Annotated in this window: 16 protein-coding genes; 4 read left to right on the top strand and 12 right to left on the bottom strand. The window is 52.7% G+C overall.

The features are described 5' to 3' along the window. Window positions 1-288: 288 nt before the first annotated feature. Window positions 289-1386 carry a tRNA-dihydrouridine synthase gene (locus Q0P86_RS10060; RefSeq protein ID WP_295039192.1) on the bottom strand — a complete coding sequence of 366 codons (1098 nt, stop codon included), beginning with the start codon at window positions 1384-1386 and terminating at the stop codon, window positions 289-291. A 105-nt stretch (window positions 1387-1491) separates the two neighbouring features. On the opposite strand from Q0P86_RS10060, the gene Q0P86_RS10055 reads away from it, so the two are divergent. Continuing rightward, the gene (locus tag Q0P86_RS10055; protein WP_295039191.1) at window positions 1492-1881 is read left to right on the top strand and encodes an HU family DNA-binding protein; all 390 of its coding nucleotides are present in this window, start codon (window positions 1492-1494) and stop codon (window positions 1879-1881) included. 97 nt (window positions 1882-1978) lie between these two features. On the opposite strand, the gene Q0P86_RS10050 is transcribed toward Q0P86_RS10055, so the two are convergent. From Q0P86_RS10050 to glmS, 8 genes are read right to left on the bottom strand one after another with little or no spacing between them, the layout of a single operon-like run. After that, a complete protein-coding gene (locus Q0P86_RS10050) occupies window positions 1979-2683 on the bottom strand; it encodes a pseudouridine synthase (protein ID WP_294113313.1) in 705 nt (234 codons plus the stop codon). Next, the gene (locus tag Q0P86_RS10045) at window positions 2683-3567 is read right to left on the bottom strand and encodes a hypothetical protein (protein ID WP_295039188.1); all 885 of its coding nucleotides are present in this window, start codon (window positions 3565-3567) and stop codon (window positions 2683-2685) included. The genes Q0P86_RS10050 and Q0P86_RS10045 overlap by 1 nt, the downstream gene beginning before the upstream one ends. Window positions 3568-3571: 4 nt before the next feature. Beyond that, window positions 3572-4150 (bottom strand): phospholipid-binding protein MlaC, encoded by a 579-nt coding sequence (locus Q0P86_RS10040; protein WP_290992515.1) that lies wholly within the window; start codon window positions 4148-4150, stop codon window positions 3572-3574. A 22-nt stretch (window positions 4151-4172) separates the two neighbouring features. Beyond that, complete coding sequence (locus Q0P86_RS10035) at window positions 4173-5534, bottom strand: TolC family protein (protein ID WP_295039186.1); 1362 nt, start codon at window positions 5532-5534, stop codon at window positions 4173-4175. Between the two features lie 50 nt (window positions 5535-5584). Next, window positions 5585-6286, bottom strand: a complete 702-nt coding sequence (locus tag Q0P86_RS10030; RefSeq protein ID WP_294986248.1) for a transglycosylase SLT domain-containing protein — start codon at window positions 6284-6286, stop codon at window positions 5585-5587. Continuing rightward, complete coding sequence (locus tag Q0P86_RS10025; protein ID WP_294986247.1) at window positions 6276-6965, bottom strand: hypothetical protein; 690 nt, start codon at window positions 6963-6965, stop codon at window positions 6276-6278. Before Q0P86_RS10025 ends, Q0P86_RS10030 begins: the two co-directional genes overlap by 11 nt. Window positions 6966-6968: 3 nt before the next feature. After that, window positions 6969-8828, bottom strand: coding sequence for an alpha-amylase/4-alpha-glucanotransferase domain-containing protein (locus Q0P86_RS10020; protein WP_295039184.1), 1860 nt, complete (start codon window positions 8826-8828; stop codon window positions 6969-6971). A gap of 6 nt (window positions 8829-8834) precedes the next feature. Next, window positions 8835-10661 (bottom strand): glutamine--fructose-6-phosphate transaminase (isomerizing), encoded by a 1827-nt coding sequence (gene glmS, locus Q0P86_RS10015; RefSeq protein WP_290992503.1) that lies wholly within the window; start codon window positions 10659-10661, stop codon window positions 8835-8837. A 124-nt stretch (window positions 10662-10785) separates the two neighbouring features. On the opposite strand from glmS, the gene Q0P86_RS10010 reads away from it, so the two are divergent. Continuing rightward, entirely contained in the window at window positions 10786-11715 is a 930-nt protein-coding gene (locus Q0P86_RS10010; RefSeq protein WP_295039180.1) for an FKBP-type peptidyl-prolyl cis-trans isomerase, read from the top strand. 99 nt (window positions 11716-11814) lie between these two features. Further along, the gene (locus Q0P86_RS10005; RefSeq protein WP_295039179.1) at window positions 11815-13128 is read left to right on the top strand and encodes a M23 family metallopeptidase; all 1314 of its coding nucleotides are present in this window, start codon (window positions 11815-11817) and stop codon (window positions 13126-13128) included. Here Q0P86_RS10005 and Q0P86_RS10000 read toward each other — a convergent pair whose 3' ends face one another. The 3 genes from Q0P86_RS10000 to Q0P86_RS09990 form a co-directional block, all read right to left on the bottom strand. Beyond that, window positions 13129-14550: a S41 family peptidase gene (locus Q0P86_RS10000; protein WP_295039176.1), complete on the bottom strand. Its 1422-nt coding sequence runs from the start codon at window positions 14548-14550 to the stop codon at window positions 13129-13131. Window positions 14551-14600: 50 nt separating this feature from the next. Then, window positions 14601-15956, bottom strand: a complete 1356-nt coding sequence (locus Q0P86_RS09995) for a S41 family peptidase (RefSeq protein ID WP_295039174.1) — start codon at window positions 15954-15956, stop codon at window positions 14601-14603. Window positions 15957-16027: 71 nt separating this feature from the next. Continuing rightward, window positions 16028-16780: a leucine-rich repeat domain-containing protein gene (locus tag Q0P86_RS09990; protein WP_294986510.1), complete on the bottom strand. Its 753-nt coding sequence runs from the start codon at window positions 16778-16780 to the stop codon at window positions 16028-16030. A gap of 265 nt (window positions 16781-17045) precedes the next feature. On the opposite strand from Q0P86_RS09990, the gene Q0P86_RS09985 reads away from it, so the two are divergent. Then, window positions 17046-18941 (top strand): AIPR family protein, encoded by a 1896-nt coding sequence (locus Q0P86_RS09985; RefSeq protein WP_291025119.1) that lies wholly within the window; start codon window positions 17046-17048, stop codon window positions 18939-18941. Window positions 18942-18968: the final 27 nt, after the last annotated feature.

Below are 18968 nucleotides of genomic sequence, written 5' to 3'. Positions count from 1 at the left end.
TTCGTCCCCAGCGAGCTCACTCTCGCAACCGCCCTCGGTAAACACCCGAGGGCTTTGTTGCTCACGGAATACCGTTCGCTCTCAAATAAGTGAATTCGTCCCCAGCGAGCTCACTCTCGCAACCGCCCTCGGTAAACACCCGAGGGCTTTGTTGCTCACGGAATACCGTTCGCTCCCAAATAAGTGAATTCGTCCCCAGCGAACTCTCTCGCAACCGCCCCCGATAAACACCCGAGGGCTTCGCTACTCACGGAAGTCCGCTAGGCTCTTTTAAGTTATTACTTTGATTTATCGACCTGCGAATTGGTCTCCGAAACGGAGATCGGTTTCTTTTGCGCCGTTCAGATTGACAAGTTGTTCTGGGGAGAATGTCATTTCGCGGGCGATGCCTTCGCGTAGGGATTGCAGGCGGTCGAAGAATTCGTCCGCCGTCTGTGCGGTGAGTAGCGTTTGGCGTACGGCCAAGGTTGGGTCGTCGAAACCCTTGCATAGGCGGGCGGCGAGTTGCTTGAGTCTGCCGAGTGCGCTCATTTCGGTGGCGCCGTCCTCCAGTTTGAATTTGTAGTAGAGGGGGAATACGTCGAGGGCCTCGGAGGCGGTCATTTGACGAGACGGTTTACCTTCCCAGGCGTCAGCAATTTGTCCGAAAATCCACGGGTTGTGCATCGCTCCGCGGCCAATGGAAACGCCCGACACTCCGTATGTTTCAAGGCGCTCGCGGGCGTTTGCGACGCTGTTCACGTCGCCATTCCCGATAACGGGAATCTTGGCCGCGGCCGCTACTTTGCCGATCCAGTCCCAGTTGGCAAGGCCGTTATACCCTTGCAGCCTGGTTCGGCCATGTACCGTCAGCATTTCGACGCCTTCGCCTTCGGCGATCTTCAGTGTTTCCATCACGTTGATGCTCTGGTCGTCCCAGCCGATACGGCACTTGAGGGTCAGGGGAATGTTTACGCTTGAGGAATCGAGGGCCGTCCGGACATCGTGCAGGATTTCTTGCAGGCGGGGTAGGTCTCGCAACAGTCCCGATCCGCTGCCCTTGCCCGCGACCTTGGGGGCGGGGCAGCCTGCATTCACCTCGATGAATTCCGGATGGAGGGCTTCGGCGATTTTCTTTGCGGCGGTGGCCATCCTGTCGGGAAAGCGTCCGAAAATCTGGATGCCGAAAGGGCGTTCTTCAGGGAAAAACTTCAACTGCTTGTGCCCGTCAAGGCAGAACACGGCGTCACCGTCGGTCGGGACGAACTCGGAAACCAGGAGTCCCATTCGGTTGCCGGAAAGGACCCGGCAGAGTCTGCGAAAAGGGGCGTCTGTCACCCCGTCCATGGGACTGAGGATCGTATTCGGAAAGACTTCCAGATTTCGAAGCTTGAAACTTTTCAACATTTTAACCACATCTATCCACAAAAATTCCGCAACAAGAACCCGAAAAAATTATTTAATTTCAGCGGGACCGGTACTCTAACTCATTGATAAACCTATATTTAGGGCGTGGCAAATATAACTAAACAAGCATTGATTCAAGAGATCGCCAAGTCCACAGGATTTGTGCGCAACGACATTAAGACCGTCATCGAGCAGTTTCTCGACCTTTTGGCCGAAAAGCTGATTGAGGGCAACACCATCGAAATTCGTGGCTTCGGTACTTTCGCCTGCAAACCGCGTAAGGCGCGCCCGGCTCGTAATCCTCGTACGGGAGAAACGGTCATGATCGAAGAACGCATGGTCCCTTCGTTCAAGTTCAGCAACGACATCAAGGACAAGATCAATTCCCTCGAGGCGATAGTCGAAGGCGTGAACGCCAAGCTGGAATCCGAAGGTAGCGACGTGATGATTGCCGTCCAGTCGCAGGAAACCCCGACCGATACCGAATCGAAATAGAATCTAGCCTGCTAAAATATTGCCGAGAATTTAAGGCCCCGACTTTTAGTCGGGGCTTCTCCTTTTAAGAGGGAATGAATCTGCTGGGGTGAAAACTTTACGACAGTGCCGCGACTTCTTCTTCGGTCAGGTAGCGCCACCCGCCCTTGCCGAGCGTCTGGTCCAGCACCACCGGGCCGATGGCTTCGCGCTTCAGGGTTTCCACGTGGTTGCCAACTGCGGCGAACATGCGGCGCACCTGGTGATACAGCCCTTCGCCAATAGAAATCAGTACCGAATCCCCATCGATCACGATGTCCCGTGCAAGCACCGGACGCCGTTCGTCCTTGAGCATTACGCCGTTCAGCAATTCGGTCATTTGTTTATCGGTAAACTCCCGCGCAAGCGTTACCCTGTACTGCTTCAGGTAGCCCTTCTTGGGACTTTCCACCTTGTGGATAAAGTCGCCCTGGTTTGAGAAAAGCAGTAGGCCCGAGGAATCCGCGTCGAGGCGCCCTACGGTCTGGATCCCCATGGCGGAGAACCGGTCGGGGAGCAGTTCAAACACGGACTGGTGGTCGCGGGCGTTATGGCTGCATTCTACATCCAGCGGCTTGTCCATCATGATGTAGAGGTTTTCGATGGTCGGAATTTCTTCTCCGTTTACGGTGATGGTTTCGGGGCGTTCCTTGAATTCCACGAAGGGGTCTTCCTGGACGGCGCCGTTCAATTCGACTACGCCCATGCGGACGAGCGCGCGGCATTCCTTGCGAGAGCCGAAACCGAGGGAGGCAAGCAGTCTATCTAGGGTCAATGCGGGCATCAGTTATCCTCCATCATCATTTTTACAATCTTGCCGCGGATGAATCCGAGTTCGGGGAGTTCCCCGGTCTTGAGTATATGGGAGCGTCGACGCCAGAAACTCCAGGCGACAAAGCCTCCGTAAAAGAGCGTCTCTATCGAAAGTCCAAGCAGGCGGCACAGGTTCACCGAAATCCGTACGTGTCCTTCGATGCGTGGATCATGGTCGCGAGTCCAGTCCATGCGGAAGTCCCAGTTGCCAATGTAGGGATAGCTCTTGAGGAATCCGTTCAGAGCGGCGGCGTATCCCATATGGTGGTATTCCATACGGAACCCCTCGACAAAGCAGTCTACGAAACGGACGCGGAAGAGCCTGGACAGGGCGGACATCCAGCGGCGTACAGACCACCAGGCGCGGGAATCGAATTCGGGGGTCAGGAGAAGCGTCCAGAATTCCTTGTCGGTAAGGGACCGCTTTTCTTTAGACTCAGTTTCATTTGATTCAACTTCGTTCGATTCTTTCTTGATATTTTCTTTTTCGGCTTTAGCTTCGTTCGGCGCGTTTTTTTCTGTCGGCCCTTCCGTTTTTTCTTCGGTCTGCTTGGGAGTGTCCTTTTTTTCTACCGGTTCAGCTGGCGTGGCGGTAGACGCTTCAACTACGGAATCCTTGTCCGTGTCTACTTGTGTTGCAGATTGTTTTTCCGGCACATCTTTGCGAGTGTCATCACGAGAACGGTCGCTCGCTTCCTTGCGGAAATTTTTAAGGAAAGAGCCGAGAACCTTCTTGTAAAGGCGAACGCGCGCGTTTGCCCCGTTAAGATCCGTACCGAAATCGATCCAGAAAACAAACGGGAAAAATAGGGCGACTAGCGCCAATGCACAGAGTACGCCCAGGAGCCAGATCAAGGAGCTACTTCTCCGTTTCGTCAGCCTTCTTGCTGATGATGTCGATCAGTTCGGCAAAGCTCTTGTTCTTGAGAATCTGGCTGAACTGTTCCTTGTAGTTGCGGGCGGTCGAAAGGTCATCGATGACGAGGTCCCAAGCTTTCCACTTGCCGTCGACAAGGCTCATCTTGTATTCAAGGACCGATTCCTTCCCCTTGTTCCAGAGATGGGCGACTACGCGAGCTTCGCTGTCCCCTTTCATCTTGGCGGGTTCGTAAATGGTGGAATCTGCGCGGTACAGTTCCAGTCGCTTGGCGCTGGAGTTCCTGACCATACGCTGGAATTCGTTTACGAATTTATCCTGCGAGGCGGCGTCCTGAGCTTTCCAGTCATTTGCCGAAAGGGATTTCTTTGCCAGAAGGGCGAAGTCGAACGAATCGTTCAGAAGGTTCTTGACTCGTTCGGTTTCCTTGGCGTTCCTGCTGGATTTCTTCAAAAGGGTCTGCAATTCGGAGTCCTTTTTCTGGATTGCCGCGACGGGGTCTTCGGCGGCAAAGGCCATTAACGAAACACAGGCAACCGTAACCAAAATCTTCTTGAACATGCTTACCTCCATTAAACTTTAATCACTGATTCATGTAAATCGTGTGGAAATCGTTCAGCGACATTCCCATCTTTGCAATCAGCTGCGCAAATTCCACGTTGTACTTGCATACTGCAAAATAGTAATCTTTCTGCATCGTTACATTCTGAGTGTAGGCAGAAACCAATCCGCTTGTCTGCGACTTGTCCAAATCGTATTTCATGGCGGCGCCCTTCAGGATTCCTTCCGAGGCGCGCAGGCTTTCTTTCAGGGCGTCCATCTTTTCCTTGGCGGCGACAACCTGGTAATATTGTTCTTCGGCCTGGCTCATGAGGCCGTTCGTGGCGTAGGATTCCTTGAGTTGGAGCGCGCGCAGATCGGTGCGGGCGGAGCGGTAGTTTTCCCAGCTTTTCCAGAAATTCAGGTTGTAGCGCACGCCAAGCCCGATGAGCCCGTCCAGTTTGTTGACTGCATCTTCGGCGAAGGCGTCCTTCTGCATGACGCTACGGTTTCCTGCCCAACTCTTGACGTATTGTACCTGGCCCATGATAAAGAATTCGGGGGCGAGTTTCGCTTCGGCGAGGTCCAGTTGCAGGCGACGGGCACGGAGCCCTGCCGAAAGTTGTCTCAGTTCCGGGTGGTGCTGGACGGTCAGGTTTCGGACTTCTTCGAGGGTGGGAAGTGTTTCCGATCGCGGTGTCAGGGCGGAATCTTCAGTGGCAAAAGAGTCCTCTTCACGCAGGTTCAATGAAAAACGGATCGCTAGCATCACGCGTTTCATGCCTAGGTTCGCTTCGGTGACTCCTTCCTTGACGGTATGCATTTTTGCCTTGAGGTTCAGAAGGTCCATCTGCGATACGTTCGGGTCGTCATCGTCTAGTGCTTCTTCCAACTTTTCGTAGGCTTCGTCCACTTTCTTTTGGGCGTCCGTTGCAAGGCGGATCATTTCGCGGGCGAGAAGGTAGTTGTAGTAATAAGTCTGTAGCTCGACATCCTTCTTGTGGATGTTGTTTTCGATGTCAAATGATTTTTGCTGGATATCCGCTTCGATCGCCATCTTGCCTGCGCGATACTGTCCCAGGTTCAGGGGCTGGATAAACTTGGCTTCGATGCCCCAGAAGGGGCCCATTCTTGAGAAATCGTAAACTTCTACGGTGTCTCCGTCCTGTAGCTCGTTTTTTAGGCCGGGAGCGGGGCCTACCATCATCGTGACGTAGAATGTCGGGAGAATCGCTTCGGACTTGAGCTTGCCGAGCTGATTTTTCTTGGCTTCGGCTCCGTGCTTGAGTTCCTGAATTTGCGGATTGGCGTCAAGGCCTTCGTTGACAAAGCGAGTCAGGTCGTACCGGACTTCATCGGCAAGCGCCATGGACGCCATCAACAGGAATGCCACAATACGGAACATAACATAAATGTAGCAAAATACGGAGAATGTTGTATACCGGTGGTCGCTTGTTATGGACTGCTCGTCCCCAAAAAATCGATTCCAGCCAGTTTGCTGTATTTGGAAATGACGTGCTCGTAATATTTTGTCGGTAGAGGCTTGCCCGATTCCAGCATACGGTCGACGGCGGAGTGTCCAAGGTTGTACGCAATAAGGGCGTCCTTCCAGTTGCCGTATTTTGAAATCAGTCGAATTAGGTAGGCAGTGCCAACGGTCACGTTGATTTCTGGCTTGAAGAGGTCTTCTTCGGTTTCGATTTGCAGTCCAAAATGGGCGCTCATTTTCTTGGCGGTTTCAAGCTTGATTTGCATTAGCCCCAGTGCTCCGGAATAGGCTCCCGATTGCATGCGCCCGCGGGCATTGGGGTTGCCGTGGCTTTCCTGGGCAACGACCGAGAGAATCAGGAGCGGGTCGGTCGCATAGGATCGTGAAATCTGCCAGATTTGTTCAGTCAGCATTTCCCGCTGTTCCTCTGTCAGGCGGTTTTTGGAAAGATGGGCTAGCGCCTTGTTGATTTTGACATAATCGACGGTCCATTTCCCCCAGACACTCAGTTGGTCGAGCTCGCCGCGCAACAGTGTTTCCTGCTTGGCGAGTTCCTTAATTTCGGCCTGCCTCGAAAACCAGTAAGACACGAATAGTCCGAGAGCTCCGAAACAGAGGACCAGGATAATCGCAAGGGAAAGCTTCGAAATGCGAACGTTACTTTTCACGTCGGGTGTTCTCGAGGTATTCTAGATAACCGACCCAGTCCTGGATGAGTCCAAAGGAGCTGAGCATGGTCGTATCCTGTACGACGCCCAGCTTGCGGAGAGGCCCGATAGAGGATTCCAGTTTGTCGATTTCCTTGATATAGCGTTCCTTCTGGTTCTGGAGCGCGATGATTTGGGCCTGCTTGTCAGAGAGGTCGTGGCCCTGAGTCGAGACGATTATTAACAAAGTAACAATCCAACCGACGATGAGCGAAAGGAAGGCGACCGCGACTCCGGAACTGATGGTGATGCCGGAACGGAGCCCGTAATGTAGGCCAATTTGCTGTAACTGTTTCTTGGTTCCCGATTTCTTGTAAGCGTTACGGTTTTCGTAGATTTCGAAAATGTTCAGGTACCTGGAAAAGTAATCGTAGAGTTCAGCAGAATCGAAGATCAGGATTAGCGCCGATTTTTGCGACTTGACGCGGTTTAGGAGCTCCAAGAAGACGCTCTGGTAATGGTCGCTGGTAAAGTGTGCGTTCTGCAGGTTCAAGAAGAAAAAGCAGCCAGGCCCGTCGACAAGCATGTCGAGCTTTTCCTTGACGGCCGAAAGTTGGGCTATGCCGAGCGAACCCGATAGAGTGAGTTCAACATCGTTTCCACGAGATTCTACTTGGATGTCTATCAGGTCGGACTTCATGAGTTATCTCTTGGAAATGTGGACGGTCATCTTGAATTCGGTTTCGTTGAGGCTTGCAAGCGAAAGTTTCCAGAAGGGGAATATGCGGATGCCTTGCAATGCTTCGGGAGCAGCGAGCGCGGATGCCCCGAAAATCGGGGCGACCAGGAGCGAGGTCCTGGTCTCGAAATCAAGACGGATGCGGCAATCCGTAACGGAGTCCTTGATTTCGATCCGCCTTGCATCGGGGAAAATCAGGGGGTCGCGGAAGTTGAACTTGAGGGCGTCGCCATCGACGAGAATGTCGCGGTCCGTTGTTCCGCAGGCGAGCAGGCCGGTCTCGAGGAGTGTCCCGAAAAATCCTCTAGCCTCGGCAGTACCGTTGTTCTTGAGCTTGTACTCTAGCTCAAATTCGGAACCCGTTGCCGAAAGGGCAAAATTCTTTTCGACTTCAAGGATGCCGCTCTGATCGCCGATTTTGACTTGCTGTTCCGAGAGAAGCTGGATGTCCGTCCCGGCATCGTGTCGCTTGATTTGATAGTCAAACGGGCTTACGAGAATCCCCTCGCGGTCCGAAAGGAACTGGTCGAGCTTGGAGGCCTTCTGCTCCGTGTTAGGAAGAACAAAATCAAGGAAACCGACTGCAGGTTCTCCGTCGTCGCGCCAGGAACTCAGTAGGTTGTTTTCGGGATCCTTGGCGTTCAGGATTCGAAGAATTCCGCCGCCGAAGTAGTCCAGTAAGAAAGAATAGGAATGGTTTTCCGCCCATATATACTTGTGGCCGTCAAGCATGAAGTCTGCGATGTCTAGCCGGATTCCGTCAAAGGACACGAGTTCTGTCAGGCGATTTGCCACCTGGAGCAGGAATCGCGCGCCCCACCAGCGGACCATGGGCGTTCGCATTCCTTCGCTGTCCTGCATATCGCGGTAGTAGATGGGCGACATGGCGGGCATCAGCATCTGGTAGATTTCTTTGAGTTCGTGGCCTTTCAGGGTGTCCTTGGCGCGGTGGTAAAGCGAAAGGAGCGTCTTGTGCAGCAGGTTGACCTCGGGCCTTTTTACGAGAAGTTCTCGACAGGTCTTGGCGGTTGCAGGAAGCCCTATTTTTTGCCCGGCGGAAAGCAGAAAACTGATTCGGCCTTCGGAGGTCTGTTCATTGACGACGCTTGCGACGGTCATCGTTTCGAGCTCGTTCGTTTCAAGAAAGTCAATCAGCCTTTCGAAGAAAGGAATGATGTCGCCCGGCTGCGGTGGAATATCCAAGGCGATGACCGCCGTCTTTCCTCCACGGCAGTATGGCTCTGCAATTTCAGGCCAGTGAAAGTCATCTTCGGCAATGGCTCGAGAAAGCGTTTGCGAAATGGGGACAATCTTGAGGAACGCCCCCTTGTCTTCGACGGAATACCATCCCGAAACGGGTGTCGTGCGGCCGAGGGCGTCCTGTAACGACGCTTCTTGTACCAGGGCGTATTCAAATCGGTGCTCTTCCAGGAGGCCGGTCATTTCCATTTCCCAGACCATCGAGGAATTGAAGTATCCGGTCGGTTCGACCTTGAAGTGTTTCCACAGGAACTTGCCGTGCTGTTCCAGCTGCATGGATTGCAGCTCGGTCGGGAAAAGCGGCAACATCGGGTCGTAAAATCCGCCGCCCAGCAGTTCCAGGCTTCCGTCCTCGATTGCATTGCGCAACTTGTTTATTTTCTGCGGGCCTGCAACGTTGCAAACCGTTTCCAGTGTCGGGCCGTCCATGAACAGCGAAATGTTCATCTTGCCCGAATCGAGGCCCATAAGGATTCCCGAAAGCAGGTTTTCTGCCACGGCATCTAGCTTGGCGTACGCCGTCGAAGGAGGCAACTGAAGGACGAACGAAAGAGACGGCTTCATAGGACTTTATTCCACGGTCACGCTCTTCGCGAGGTTTCTTGGCTGGTCCACGTCATTTCCACGAAGCACGGCAATGTGGTAGGCGAGCAGCTGGAGCGGCACGCATGTCACGATCGGCATGAGCATCGGGGTGGTTTTCGGGACCTTGATCAGGTGGTCTGCAATTTCGTCGAGCGGGTGACAGTCTTCGGTCGAGATGGCAATCACCTTGCCGCCACGGGCCTTGATTTCACGAACGTTACTGATGACCTTGTCGAACAGGGCGTCCTTCGGGGCAATCACCACGACCGGCATGTTTTCGTCAATCAAGGCAATGGGCCCATGCTTCATTTCGGCGGCAGGGTAGCCTTCGGCGTGAATGTAGCTGATTTCCTTGAGCTTGAGGGCGCCTTCCATGGCGACGGGGTAGTTGAAGTGGCGGCCCAGGTACAAGAAGTTGTTCGCCTTCACGTACTTGTTGGCGATGCCTGCAATCTGGTCCGAAAGCTTGAGGGTCTGCTCCACGAGTTCCGGGAGTTCCTGCATGGCCTTCACGATGTCGGAGCCTGCTTCAAAAGAAAGTCTGCGCTGGCGGCCAAGCAAAAGAGCAATCATGGCGAGCACGGTCACCTGGCTGGTGAATGCCTTGGTGCTCGCTACGCCGATTTCGGGGCCTGCGTGCAGGTAAACGCCGCCGTCGCTCGTGCGGGCGATGGTCGAACCCACACCGTTACAGATGGCAAGAGCGGTAGCGCCCTTCTGCTGGGCTTCTTTAAGGGCGGCGAGCGTATCGGCGGTTTCGCCGGACTGGCTAATGGCAAGAACGAGCGTGCCCGGCTTGATAATCGGGTTGCGGTAACGGAATTCCGAGGCGTATTCGACTTCGACCGGGACGCCGGCCAAGTCTTCGATCATGTATTCGCCGACCATACCGGCGTAGTAGCTGGTGCCGCAGGCGGTAATAATGATACGGTTGATGTTCCTCAGTTCCTTGATGTTGGTATCGAGACCTGCGAGCTTGGCGTTGCCTTCGGCGTACAGCAGGCGGCCGCGCATGGTGTTGCGGAGCACTTCGGGCTGCTCGAAAATTTCCTTGAGCATAAAATGGGCAAATCCGCCCTTTGCAATAGCGTCTGCGTCAAATTCTACATCCTGCACTTCGTGTTGCACCGACTGGCTGTGCGTGTTCAGCAGGTTGTAGCCGTCTTCCTTGATTTCGACGATGTCATTGTCGTCCAAGTAGACAACCTTCTGCGTGTGCATGATAATTGCGGAAACATCGGAGGCCAAGTAGAATTCGTCCTGTCCGATGCCCAAAATGAGCGGAGATCCGCGGCGGGCGCCGATGAGGGTGTCGGGTTCGCTCTTGCAGATGACGGCAAGGCCAAATGTTCCTTCGATTTTGGAAATGGCCTTGAGGACGGCTTCCTTGAGGTTGCCGTTGTAGTAGCGGGCGATCAAGTGAGCGACGACTTCGGTGTCGGTTTCGGACTTGAATTCGATTCCTTCGGATTGAAGCTTTTTCTTTAAAATGGCGTAGTTTTCGATGATGCCGTTGTGCACGATCGAGATGTTTCCGTCAAAGCTCTGGTGCGGGTGCGCGTTCTGTTCTGTGGGGGCGCCGTGGGTGGCCCAACGGGTGTGGGCGATACCGACATGACCGTGGAGAGGCTTGCTTTTCAGCTTGTCTTCGAGGGCAGCTATCTTGCCGGAGGCACGAACCGTTTCAATTTTTCCGTCTTCAATCAAGGCGACACCCGAGCTGTCGTAGCCACGATATTCAAGTTTCTTAAGTCCGCCAATCAAAATCTGCAATGCATCATTTTTACCTATATAGCCAACAATTCCGCACATAGTAAATCCTTTATATGTTAACGGTCGTTAATATACGAATTTCTTTTGGTAAAATTGAGTTACAATTGGTCTTTTGGCGTAAGATTTTGTTATTTTTTTCCCTGTCTAACCAAAAGAGGAACAAATGAACAAAAAATTGCTTATTGCCGCAGGCGCTCTCGCCTTTGCTTTGACCGGATGTGACCAATTGTGCCAGGGTCCGAAGACCAAGACTGCTCTGGTGACGGAAAAGGACAAGTACAGCTACGCTCTCGGTGCCCATTTCGGTAACCAGGCTCGTTTCCAGCTGGTGACCCGCGATTCCATCGACCTGGACCTCGATCTCTTCATCCAGGCTTTCAAGGAACGCTATAACGAAGATTCCGCTCACTTCCTGATGAACGATTCCACGATTTTCCAGACTCTGACCGACCTTTCCCAGGCTCGCCAGGCTGAAAAGAACAAGAAGGACAGCCTCGCTGCTGAAGCCAACAAGGCTGCAGGCGAAGCATTCCTCGCCCAGAACAAGACTGCCGAAGGCGTCGTGACTACCGAATCTGGCCTCCAGTACAAGGTGATTGCCGAAGGTACGGGTGCAACTCCGGCCGATGGCGACATCGTGAAGGTCCATTACACCGGTAAGCTCCTTGACGGCACCAAGTTCGACAGCTCCGTCGATCGTGGCGAACCGCTTGAATTCCCGATCGGCGCCGTGATTCCGGGTTGGACCGAAATGCTGAAGCTCATGAAGGTGGGCGAAAAGGTCACCGCTTGGATCCCGAGCGACCTCGCTTACGGTCCGCGTGGCCGTGGCCCGCAGATTCCGGGTAACAGCCTCCTCGTGTTCGAAATGGAATTGATTGATACTCACGCTGCCGATGCTCCGGCCGCTGAAGCCCCGAAGGCTGAAAAGAAGGTTGCTGCTAAGGCAGCCCCGAAGGCTGAAACTAAGGCCCCTGCCGCAAAGCCGGCTGCCGAAGCTCCCGCTGCCGCTAAGGCTGAAGCTAAGCCCGCTGCCGCAGCCCCGGCTGCTGCTCCCGCTGCTGCCCCGGCCGCCCCGGCTGCCGCACAGTAATCGGCTGACAATGTGATTTGCGAAGAGTCCCCGCGGTAAACCGCGGGGACTTTTTGTTTTCATATTCTATATTTGGCGCATTATCGTTTCGAGGTTTTCGTGAAATTTATTCTGTCGATGGCGTTGACCGCATTTTTTGCATTGTCGTTGCTTGGTTGCAATGAACAGGAGAAAATTCAAGGCTTAAAGGCGGAAGGCGACCGGCTTCGCGCAAAGATTGATTCGCTTTCTGCGGCTATCGATCACGTTCAGGCGCTTCCTGGAAACTGGATTGTTCAAAACGACACCGTGCGCGCGGGGGACGGCCTTTTCCAGGTGCTTGTCCGCATGCAAATCAACGAACGCGAACGCGGAAAGATTGTGCTCGCCCTGCAAGATAGCGTGGAACTTTCGAAACTTCGCGTGGGGCAGGTTTTCTATGCCGCCCTTGATTCGGCGGGGAGTGTCCAGAAGTTTCGCTATGCTCCGAACCCGGCGACGGTCCACATGCTCACCCATACGGATTCGGGATATGTCTACAAGCTGATTGAAAAACCGGTAACGCGCCGTCAGTCCATTTTCGAGGGAGCCCTCACCGAAGGCAGCACCCTGAACGGCACCCTTTTCAAGGTGGGAATTCCCGGTCGCATGGTAGGCATCGTGAGTGGTGTGCTGCAGTGCAAGGTGGCGTTCCCCTTGGCCCGCGCCGGAGACAAGTTCCGCATTCTCCTCGAGGAGACTTTTTACCAGGATTCCATTTGGATTGACGGTCGCGTGGTTTATGCGGAATTCGACGGTCGCATCGTGGGCCATCACGAAGCCTTCCGTTACGAAGATCCGGATCCGAAGAGTTCCTTTAACGCCCACTATACAGAAAAGGGCGAAGCGCTCGTTTTCGATGGCTTGCGTTACCCGCTCGATCGCCTGCATGTTACAAGTCCTTTCGGTAGCCGCATTCACCCCATTACGGGCCAACGCAAAATGCATGCCGGTATTGACTATGGTAGCCCCACGGGTACGCCGGTTTACGCTGTTGCCGAAGGTATTGTGACGGTTTCGGGTTTTGATCCGTTCAGCGGAAACAAGATTGCCATTCGCCACAGGGACCGTTCCGAAAGCTGGTACATGCACCTTTCTGTTCGCGGCGTCAAGGTGGGCTCCAAGGTGGCTGCCCGTCAGTGCATTGGCCGCGTGGGGTCTACGGGTCGCAGCACTGGCCCGCACCTGCATCTGGGTTTCAAGAACGAAAAGGGCGCCTGGATCAATCCGGCTTCCAAGACGATGATTGCCGCCCCGAAACTCGAGGGCGAACGCCTTGCCCGCCTGCATAAGGAAGTCGCCGAAATCCGCAAACAAATAGAGGCGACTCTCGCCGCCCCTGCCGTCAAGGCTAACGACACCACCGACGTGATGGTGCGTATGCGAAACCTTTAATTAGAAAAATTTGGCTTTGCGGAGTCTCGGCTTCAAGTCCTTCAGGGTGGGAATCTTGCCTTCCTGTACCTGTGTCCCCGTTTTGGAGAAGTGATTGAGTCGCTTGGTCCCGTAGCCGGCCGTACGTTTTTCAGAGGCATTCTTGGCGAGTTCGATCGCTTTTGCCATTTGTTCTTCTGGATCGTCGATTTCGTAGTCGGGGACTATGCCTAGGTCGTGGAAACTTTCCCAGTTCTTGTCGAAACCTTGCAGGGCTGTTATCAGGGCAAGTCCGCCGTAGAGTGTTGAATCGAATATCTGGCCGATCTGTTTCCCGTATGTCAGTTGGCCTACAACAGGAGTGCTCCTATTTGTTGTTAATGCTGAAAGCATAAGCTCGGCGCAGCTTGCCGAGGCGGTATCGGCCATGAACACATAATAACGATTTTTCCCGAGACCATCGGCAGTTACAGTGTAGGTTATAGTGTCCATTTTCTGAATATACCGTATATTCCTACCTTCGAAAACAGAGTCTAAATGAGCTTCTATATCAATAGTAATTGTGTCTCCCTTGGAAAGAAGTTCTGCGGTTATACCGTTGCATTGCCTTGTTTCTCCACCGGGGTTTCCGCGTAGGTCAATAATGGTTGATTTTGCTCCTTCAGTTTTTTTGAGGGCTGTAAGAAATTCTCCGTAGGAGCCGCTGTCGCTAATCGATGTCACGACAAATTCCTTAATCTGGATGACCGGAATGGAATCCTGATAAGTGAGCTTGACAGAGGGCTCGTTGTATTCGTCTACGATGACTGCGGCAACGACCATTTTGTCATTGCGGTCTACGACAATCTTGATGACGTCTCCGATATTGCCTGTACACATGGCATCGAAGTTAGATGTCGTCGAAATGCTGAGCCCGTCTATCTGGACAACGATGTCGCCTATTTGGAGTCCTGCCTTTTCCGCAGGGGAACCCGGGTAAATATCTGAGAAACGCAAGTAGTGGGATGTACTGTCCGTGATTTCTTCGACTTCCGCACCGATTCCTCTAATTGTTTGGGTTTCAAAAATGCTTGCAAGAACCTGAGGGGCGACTTCCGGATCAAAGTATTGGGTGAAAGGGTCTCTTAATTGGCCGTACATATAGCACACGTCGTAATAGTCGGATGTGCAGTACCCCTTGGAGAAGTTGTCATTGTCGGATTCCTTTCCCAGATAGACCTTGTAATCGTCGGCGAGTTCGTTGCGTAAATGGCCGTAAAGGTAGAAATAGTCAAGTAAGACATAGTTGTAGTAGAGCTCCGCCTCGTATTTGTCGGTAACTTCGTCCATCCGAGGGAAAATTTCGTTGGAAGGCTGGCTGTTGCTGTCGTCACTGCTGGTGGTTTGCGTACATGCCGAAAAAATGAGGGCCGCCAGGGATATCAATAAATAGAAACGCTTCATAAAATCCTCGCTAGGATTTAAAATAGAAAATGTTATGTCGGACTTTCAAATCAGAAATTTGAATTTTCGATGGAACCGCCTTCGAACTTATACCTGCGAAGTACTGAGGGCTCTTTGTCGAAAATGCCGGAACGGCTCTTCAGGAGGGGGGCTGTTCCGTAATAATTCTGGATGGCTTTTATGCCGCACGAAAGGGTGGCGCTTTCGCAAGGGAAGTCGGGGACGACGCCCTTTTTGTGGTAGGAATTCCCCTTGGGGGTCAGAAATTCCCAGTTGGTAATGATGGCGAGCCCGCCGTCCATCGTTTTCCAGGTGCTTTGGCCGATGCCCTTGCCGTATGTGGTCTCGCCCGCGACGGGGATGTTTGCCGCTTCTTGAAGCGCGGCGGCGAATATCTCGGAACAGCTCGCGCTTCCCTTGTTGACCAGGAGAACGAACTTTCCTTTTTCACCGGAGTCGCCCGCCTTGGCCTTTTGGGAATTTTTCCTGTAGATCGTCTTTCCTTCTACGGAAAGGTCTCGCGAAGTTCGAGTCGAAAGGATGCCTTCTTTGATAAACAAGTCTGCCATGGCGATGCAATGCGATACATGTCCACCGGGGTTGTTCCGCAGGTTGATGAGGCGCGGTTCGGTCGTGTTTTGGGTGGAATCGAGATAGGTCTTGAGTTCTCCAAAGGAGCCGTTTTTCTGGTCGGCGGTATTTAGCTTGAAACTGGTGATGGTAATGATTGGAATCCCGTTCAGTGTGTCGAGGAATATCGTCGGGGCGTAGACATCTTCTTTAGTTAGGTTGTACGAAATAGTGTCGCTGGTGTAGGCGACGGTGAGAGAAATGTCCTTGCTGTAGGTCAAAATGGAATCGTATACTTCGAATGCGTTTTCTCCGACGATGTCGACTCCGTTTGCGTTCATGATGTTTCCGTAGCGCTTGATACCGGCGCGTCCGGCAGGTCCTTCGGGATAAACGCGGTAGATGACGAGTGGGTATTCTTTTTGGGGAAATTTCTCGTATTCCATTCCGACATCGCCCGGGACGATACTCGTGTTGATGTGGGTAATGGTCGCTTCGCTTTTGGATGGCGGAATATAACGGGTGAATGGGTCGGACAGTTTGTTGTAAAGCTCCTGGACCGAGTCCCCGTTTTCGTCTAGCTGTGGCAGTTCGTCTTCGAACAGGTAAGTTTGCTTGAGTAGCCAGTAGTTATAACTGTATTCTGTTGGCTCGGGAGTGCTCTCGACGGGCTCGAAAAAATCGCTGCAGGCAGTGAGGAAGACGAGAGACGAGATAAACGGTACTAGGCGCTTTAGCGCCTTAGTAGAGTTATCCTCTATGAGGAGACTAAAGACGAGAGAAAGTCTCTGTGAAATACAAAAAAGGGGAAAAGAGAATTTTCTCAGTAGATTCATTCTCCGTATTCTCCTTAAACCTCTTTCGTCTTTCGTCTGTAGGACCGAAGGTCCGTTCTCTCGTCTAAAAATTACTGGTCGATGCTTAGTCCCTTCTTGTCCAGAAGCACGCGCGGGATTCCGCCTTCGAGCGGGTTTTCGACGACGGAAATCGTTTCGAGGCTATCGCACTCGGCGAGGCTTTCGGGGAGGGTCGCGAGCTGGTTGGCGTCGAGTACCAGTTCCTTGAGCTTCTTCAGGTTGCCGAATTCGGAGGGGATGGCACCCAGGTTGTTGCCCGATACCATCAGGACTTCCAGGGATTCCAGGTGAGAAAGGTTCGCCGGGATCGAGGAGAGGTCATTGTTGTCCAGGTAGAGCTTGCGGAGCTTTTTCAGCTTGCCGAGGGTTGCCGGTACTTCGGACAGCATGTTGTCGTGGAGGCTCAACTTGGTAACGTTAACCCATTTTCCAACTTCGAGAGTCAGGTCCAGAAGCTGGTTCTTGGCGATATTTACCGTTTCAAGTTTTGTAAGGTTTCCGACGGTGTCCGGAAGTTCGGACAGGCTGTTGTAGCCCAGGTACAGGTGTTCCAGGTTGGTGAGCTCGCCGATGGTCTCGGGGAGTTCCATCAGGTCATTTTCGCTTACGGAAAGCTTTTTCAGGTTCTTGAGCCTCCCGATGTCGTCGGGGAGTTCCACAAGCATATTGCGGTCGAGGATCAACTCTTCTAAGTTATCCAGTTCAAAAAGCTCCTGGGGGAGGAGTCTCAGGTCTTTCTGGGAAAGGTCTAACGAAGAGGCTTTTTCGGCCTTGGCCTTGGCGATAATATCTAGCAAATTCATGGGAACATCTCCTATATTGTAAATCATAGCATTTTTGGTCAAAAAAGACGGGCGAATGACGAAAAAAAGTAAAAAAGTATGTTTTTTACACAAATGTTCACTATAAAGTGGCCCGTTTTTGAAAAAAAATGAAAAAAGTTGTCCTTTTTTTTTCGCAAACCCTCTTTTTGAAACTATTTTTAAGGGGCAAAATACGATAATAATGGTAAGGTGCCTCATTTGCACCTGACTTTTGCTATTGTAAAATAACAGAACTGAGGAAAAAATGGAATTAACCAAATCGCAGGAACGCCGTCTAGCATTCGTGGCTAGCCTCTTGAGTCTCAATCCGAACGACCCTACTGACCGAATTAAGGCACTCCGGCATCTAAACCTTGATGAAAACGGCTGCTTCCACGGATTCCAATATTCCCAAGGCTTTATGGAATTCTTCATCTTCCTCGATGAAGATACTCCGCTCGAAAAGGTCGTTGCCCACCTGAATTCCGACCTCAAGCAGTTGCAGATTGCCGTGTTCCGTACGAGCGATCCTCCTAACCCGTTCTTCATGTCGCTGCGCGAAGAGGCTGACCCCTGGGCTGTCAATAAGATTAGTGATGACGAAGATGGCGAAGACGATTCCGATTCTCCGGCAAGCCGTCCCTACATGGAAACGCTCGAAATTACGGTGCTCCGTACTCGTGCAAGCCGCGACATCACCGACTCCGAACTGGAGCGTACGCTCAAGGATATGCGTCGCAAGCTCCTGATCTGGAAGAACGACGTGAAGGCCAAGCTTGAAATTATCGCTGAACACGATGACCTGACTCGCGATTTCCGCAGCGCCGACGACAAGCTCGAAATTGTGATGGATTCCGATCCGTTGCACTTGACTAGCGATCATGGCGAACTTTTCCTCGGTTTCTGCCCCATCCGTACGATTTTTGATTACCACGTGAACCTGGGTAAGCGCCTCAAGACGAAGCACAACATGGCTATCGTTTCCAGCAACATCCGTACTTACCTCGGCAACCTCACTCACACGAACGCGGCTTTGATCGATGCCTTCCAGACGATGGAACGCAACGACGACCAGAACGTGAACGTGGACGATTTCCCGTTCCTGCACAACGGTATGACCCTGACGGGTGATGACCTGCGCCTCAAGGAACGCGACGGCAAGAAGGTGCTCTATATTGAACGCCCGAAGATTATTAACGGTGCCCAGTCCCTGTTCACCTACGAACAGTACGCCAAGAAGAGCAAGAAGCCGGTGAACCCGCAGGTGCTCGTGAAGGTCGTGGTGCCGTACCCCGGTGCCGACAACTTCCTGAACCAGGTGACCATGGCCAACAACCGCCAGAACCCGGTGTTCAGCTACCACCTGCGCGCTGCTGACGACCTGCAGTTCTTCATTTGGCAGCGTTACCAGGAAGAAGGCTTTACCTACGTTTATAAGGATGGCGTGCGCCTCAAGGCACGTACCCGTAAGCTCGAAGTGCGTATGCGCCCCGAACTTGCCAAGACCCTCTTCATGATGGACGGCAAGCTCAGCGAATGCCGCTCCAGCGACTGCATTTTCGATAAGGAAACCCTGTACCAGCGTTGCTTCGGCGCATTTGTGCGCGTGGCACCGGACAAGGAAAAGGATTTCGTCCGCAAGACGATCGCTTTCACCAAGGCATGGCAGTTGCTTAGCCGTTTGCCGATCAAGATTCGCCGCGTTACCCCGGGTAAGGGCGTGTCTATCGAAGCGAACGACGATAACCCGCTGACCCGTATCACCTGGAACGGCCGCCTCGAAGACAAGTTTATCTTCCGTAGCGCTGTGAAGGACCTGGTGGTGGCCCTTGCCCTGAAGCACTGGCTCATCTACGGTGATCCGATTCAGGACTTTGAATGGCTCGTCGAAAACGAACTCAACTTCAACGATTCCATCCTCAAGTATGCGGCCCGTATCTACACCGACGACCTGAAGGGAATCCTGATTAGCGAATTCAAGGACAATCCGGCTTACTACGATACCATCACCACCATCGACAAGGATAGTGGTGAATCGGTGGAACGCCGCCTGTGGAAGGGCTTTAGCAACACCGCTACTTATGACAAGATGATGGATCTTCTGTGCAAGAAGAATCCCGCTTGGGAAAAGTGCCGTGGCGGAATCGAAGCCTTCATCTAATCGATTCCTACAAACTTCTTCCATCTT

The sequence above is a fragment of the uncultured Fibrobacter sp. genome, from assembly GCF_946062555.1.
Taxonomy (GTDB): domain Bacteria; phylum Fibrobacterota; class Fibrobacteria; order Fibrobacterales; family Fibrobacteraceae; genus Fibrobacter.
Note: the sequence above shows the minus strand (reverse complement) of the source record. Positions and strands in the feature narration are given on the sequence as shown.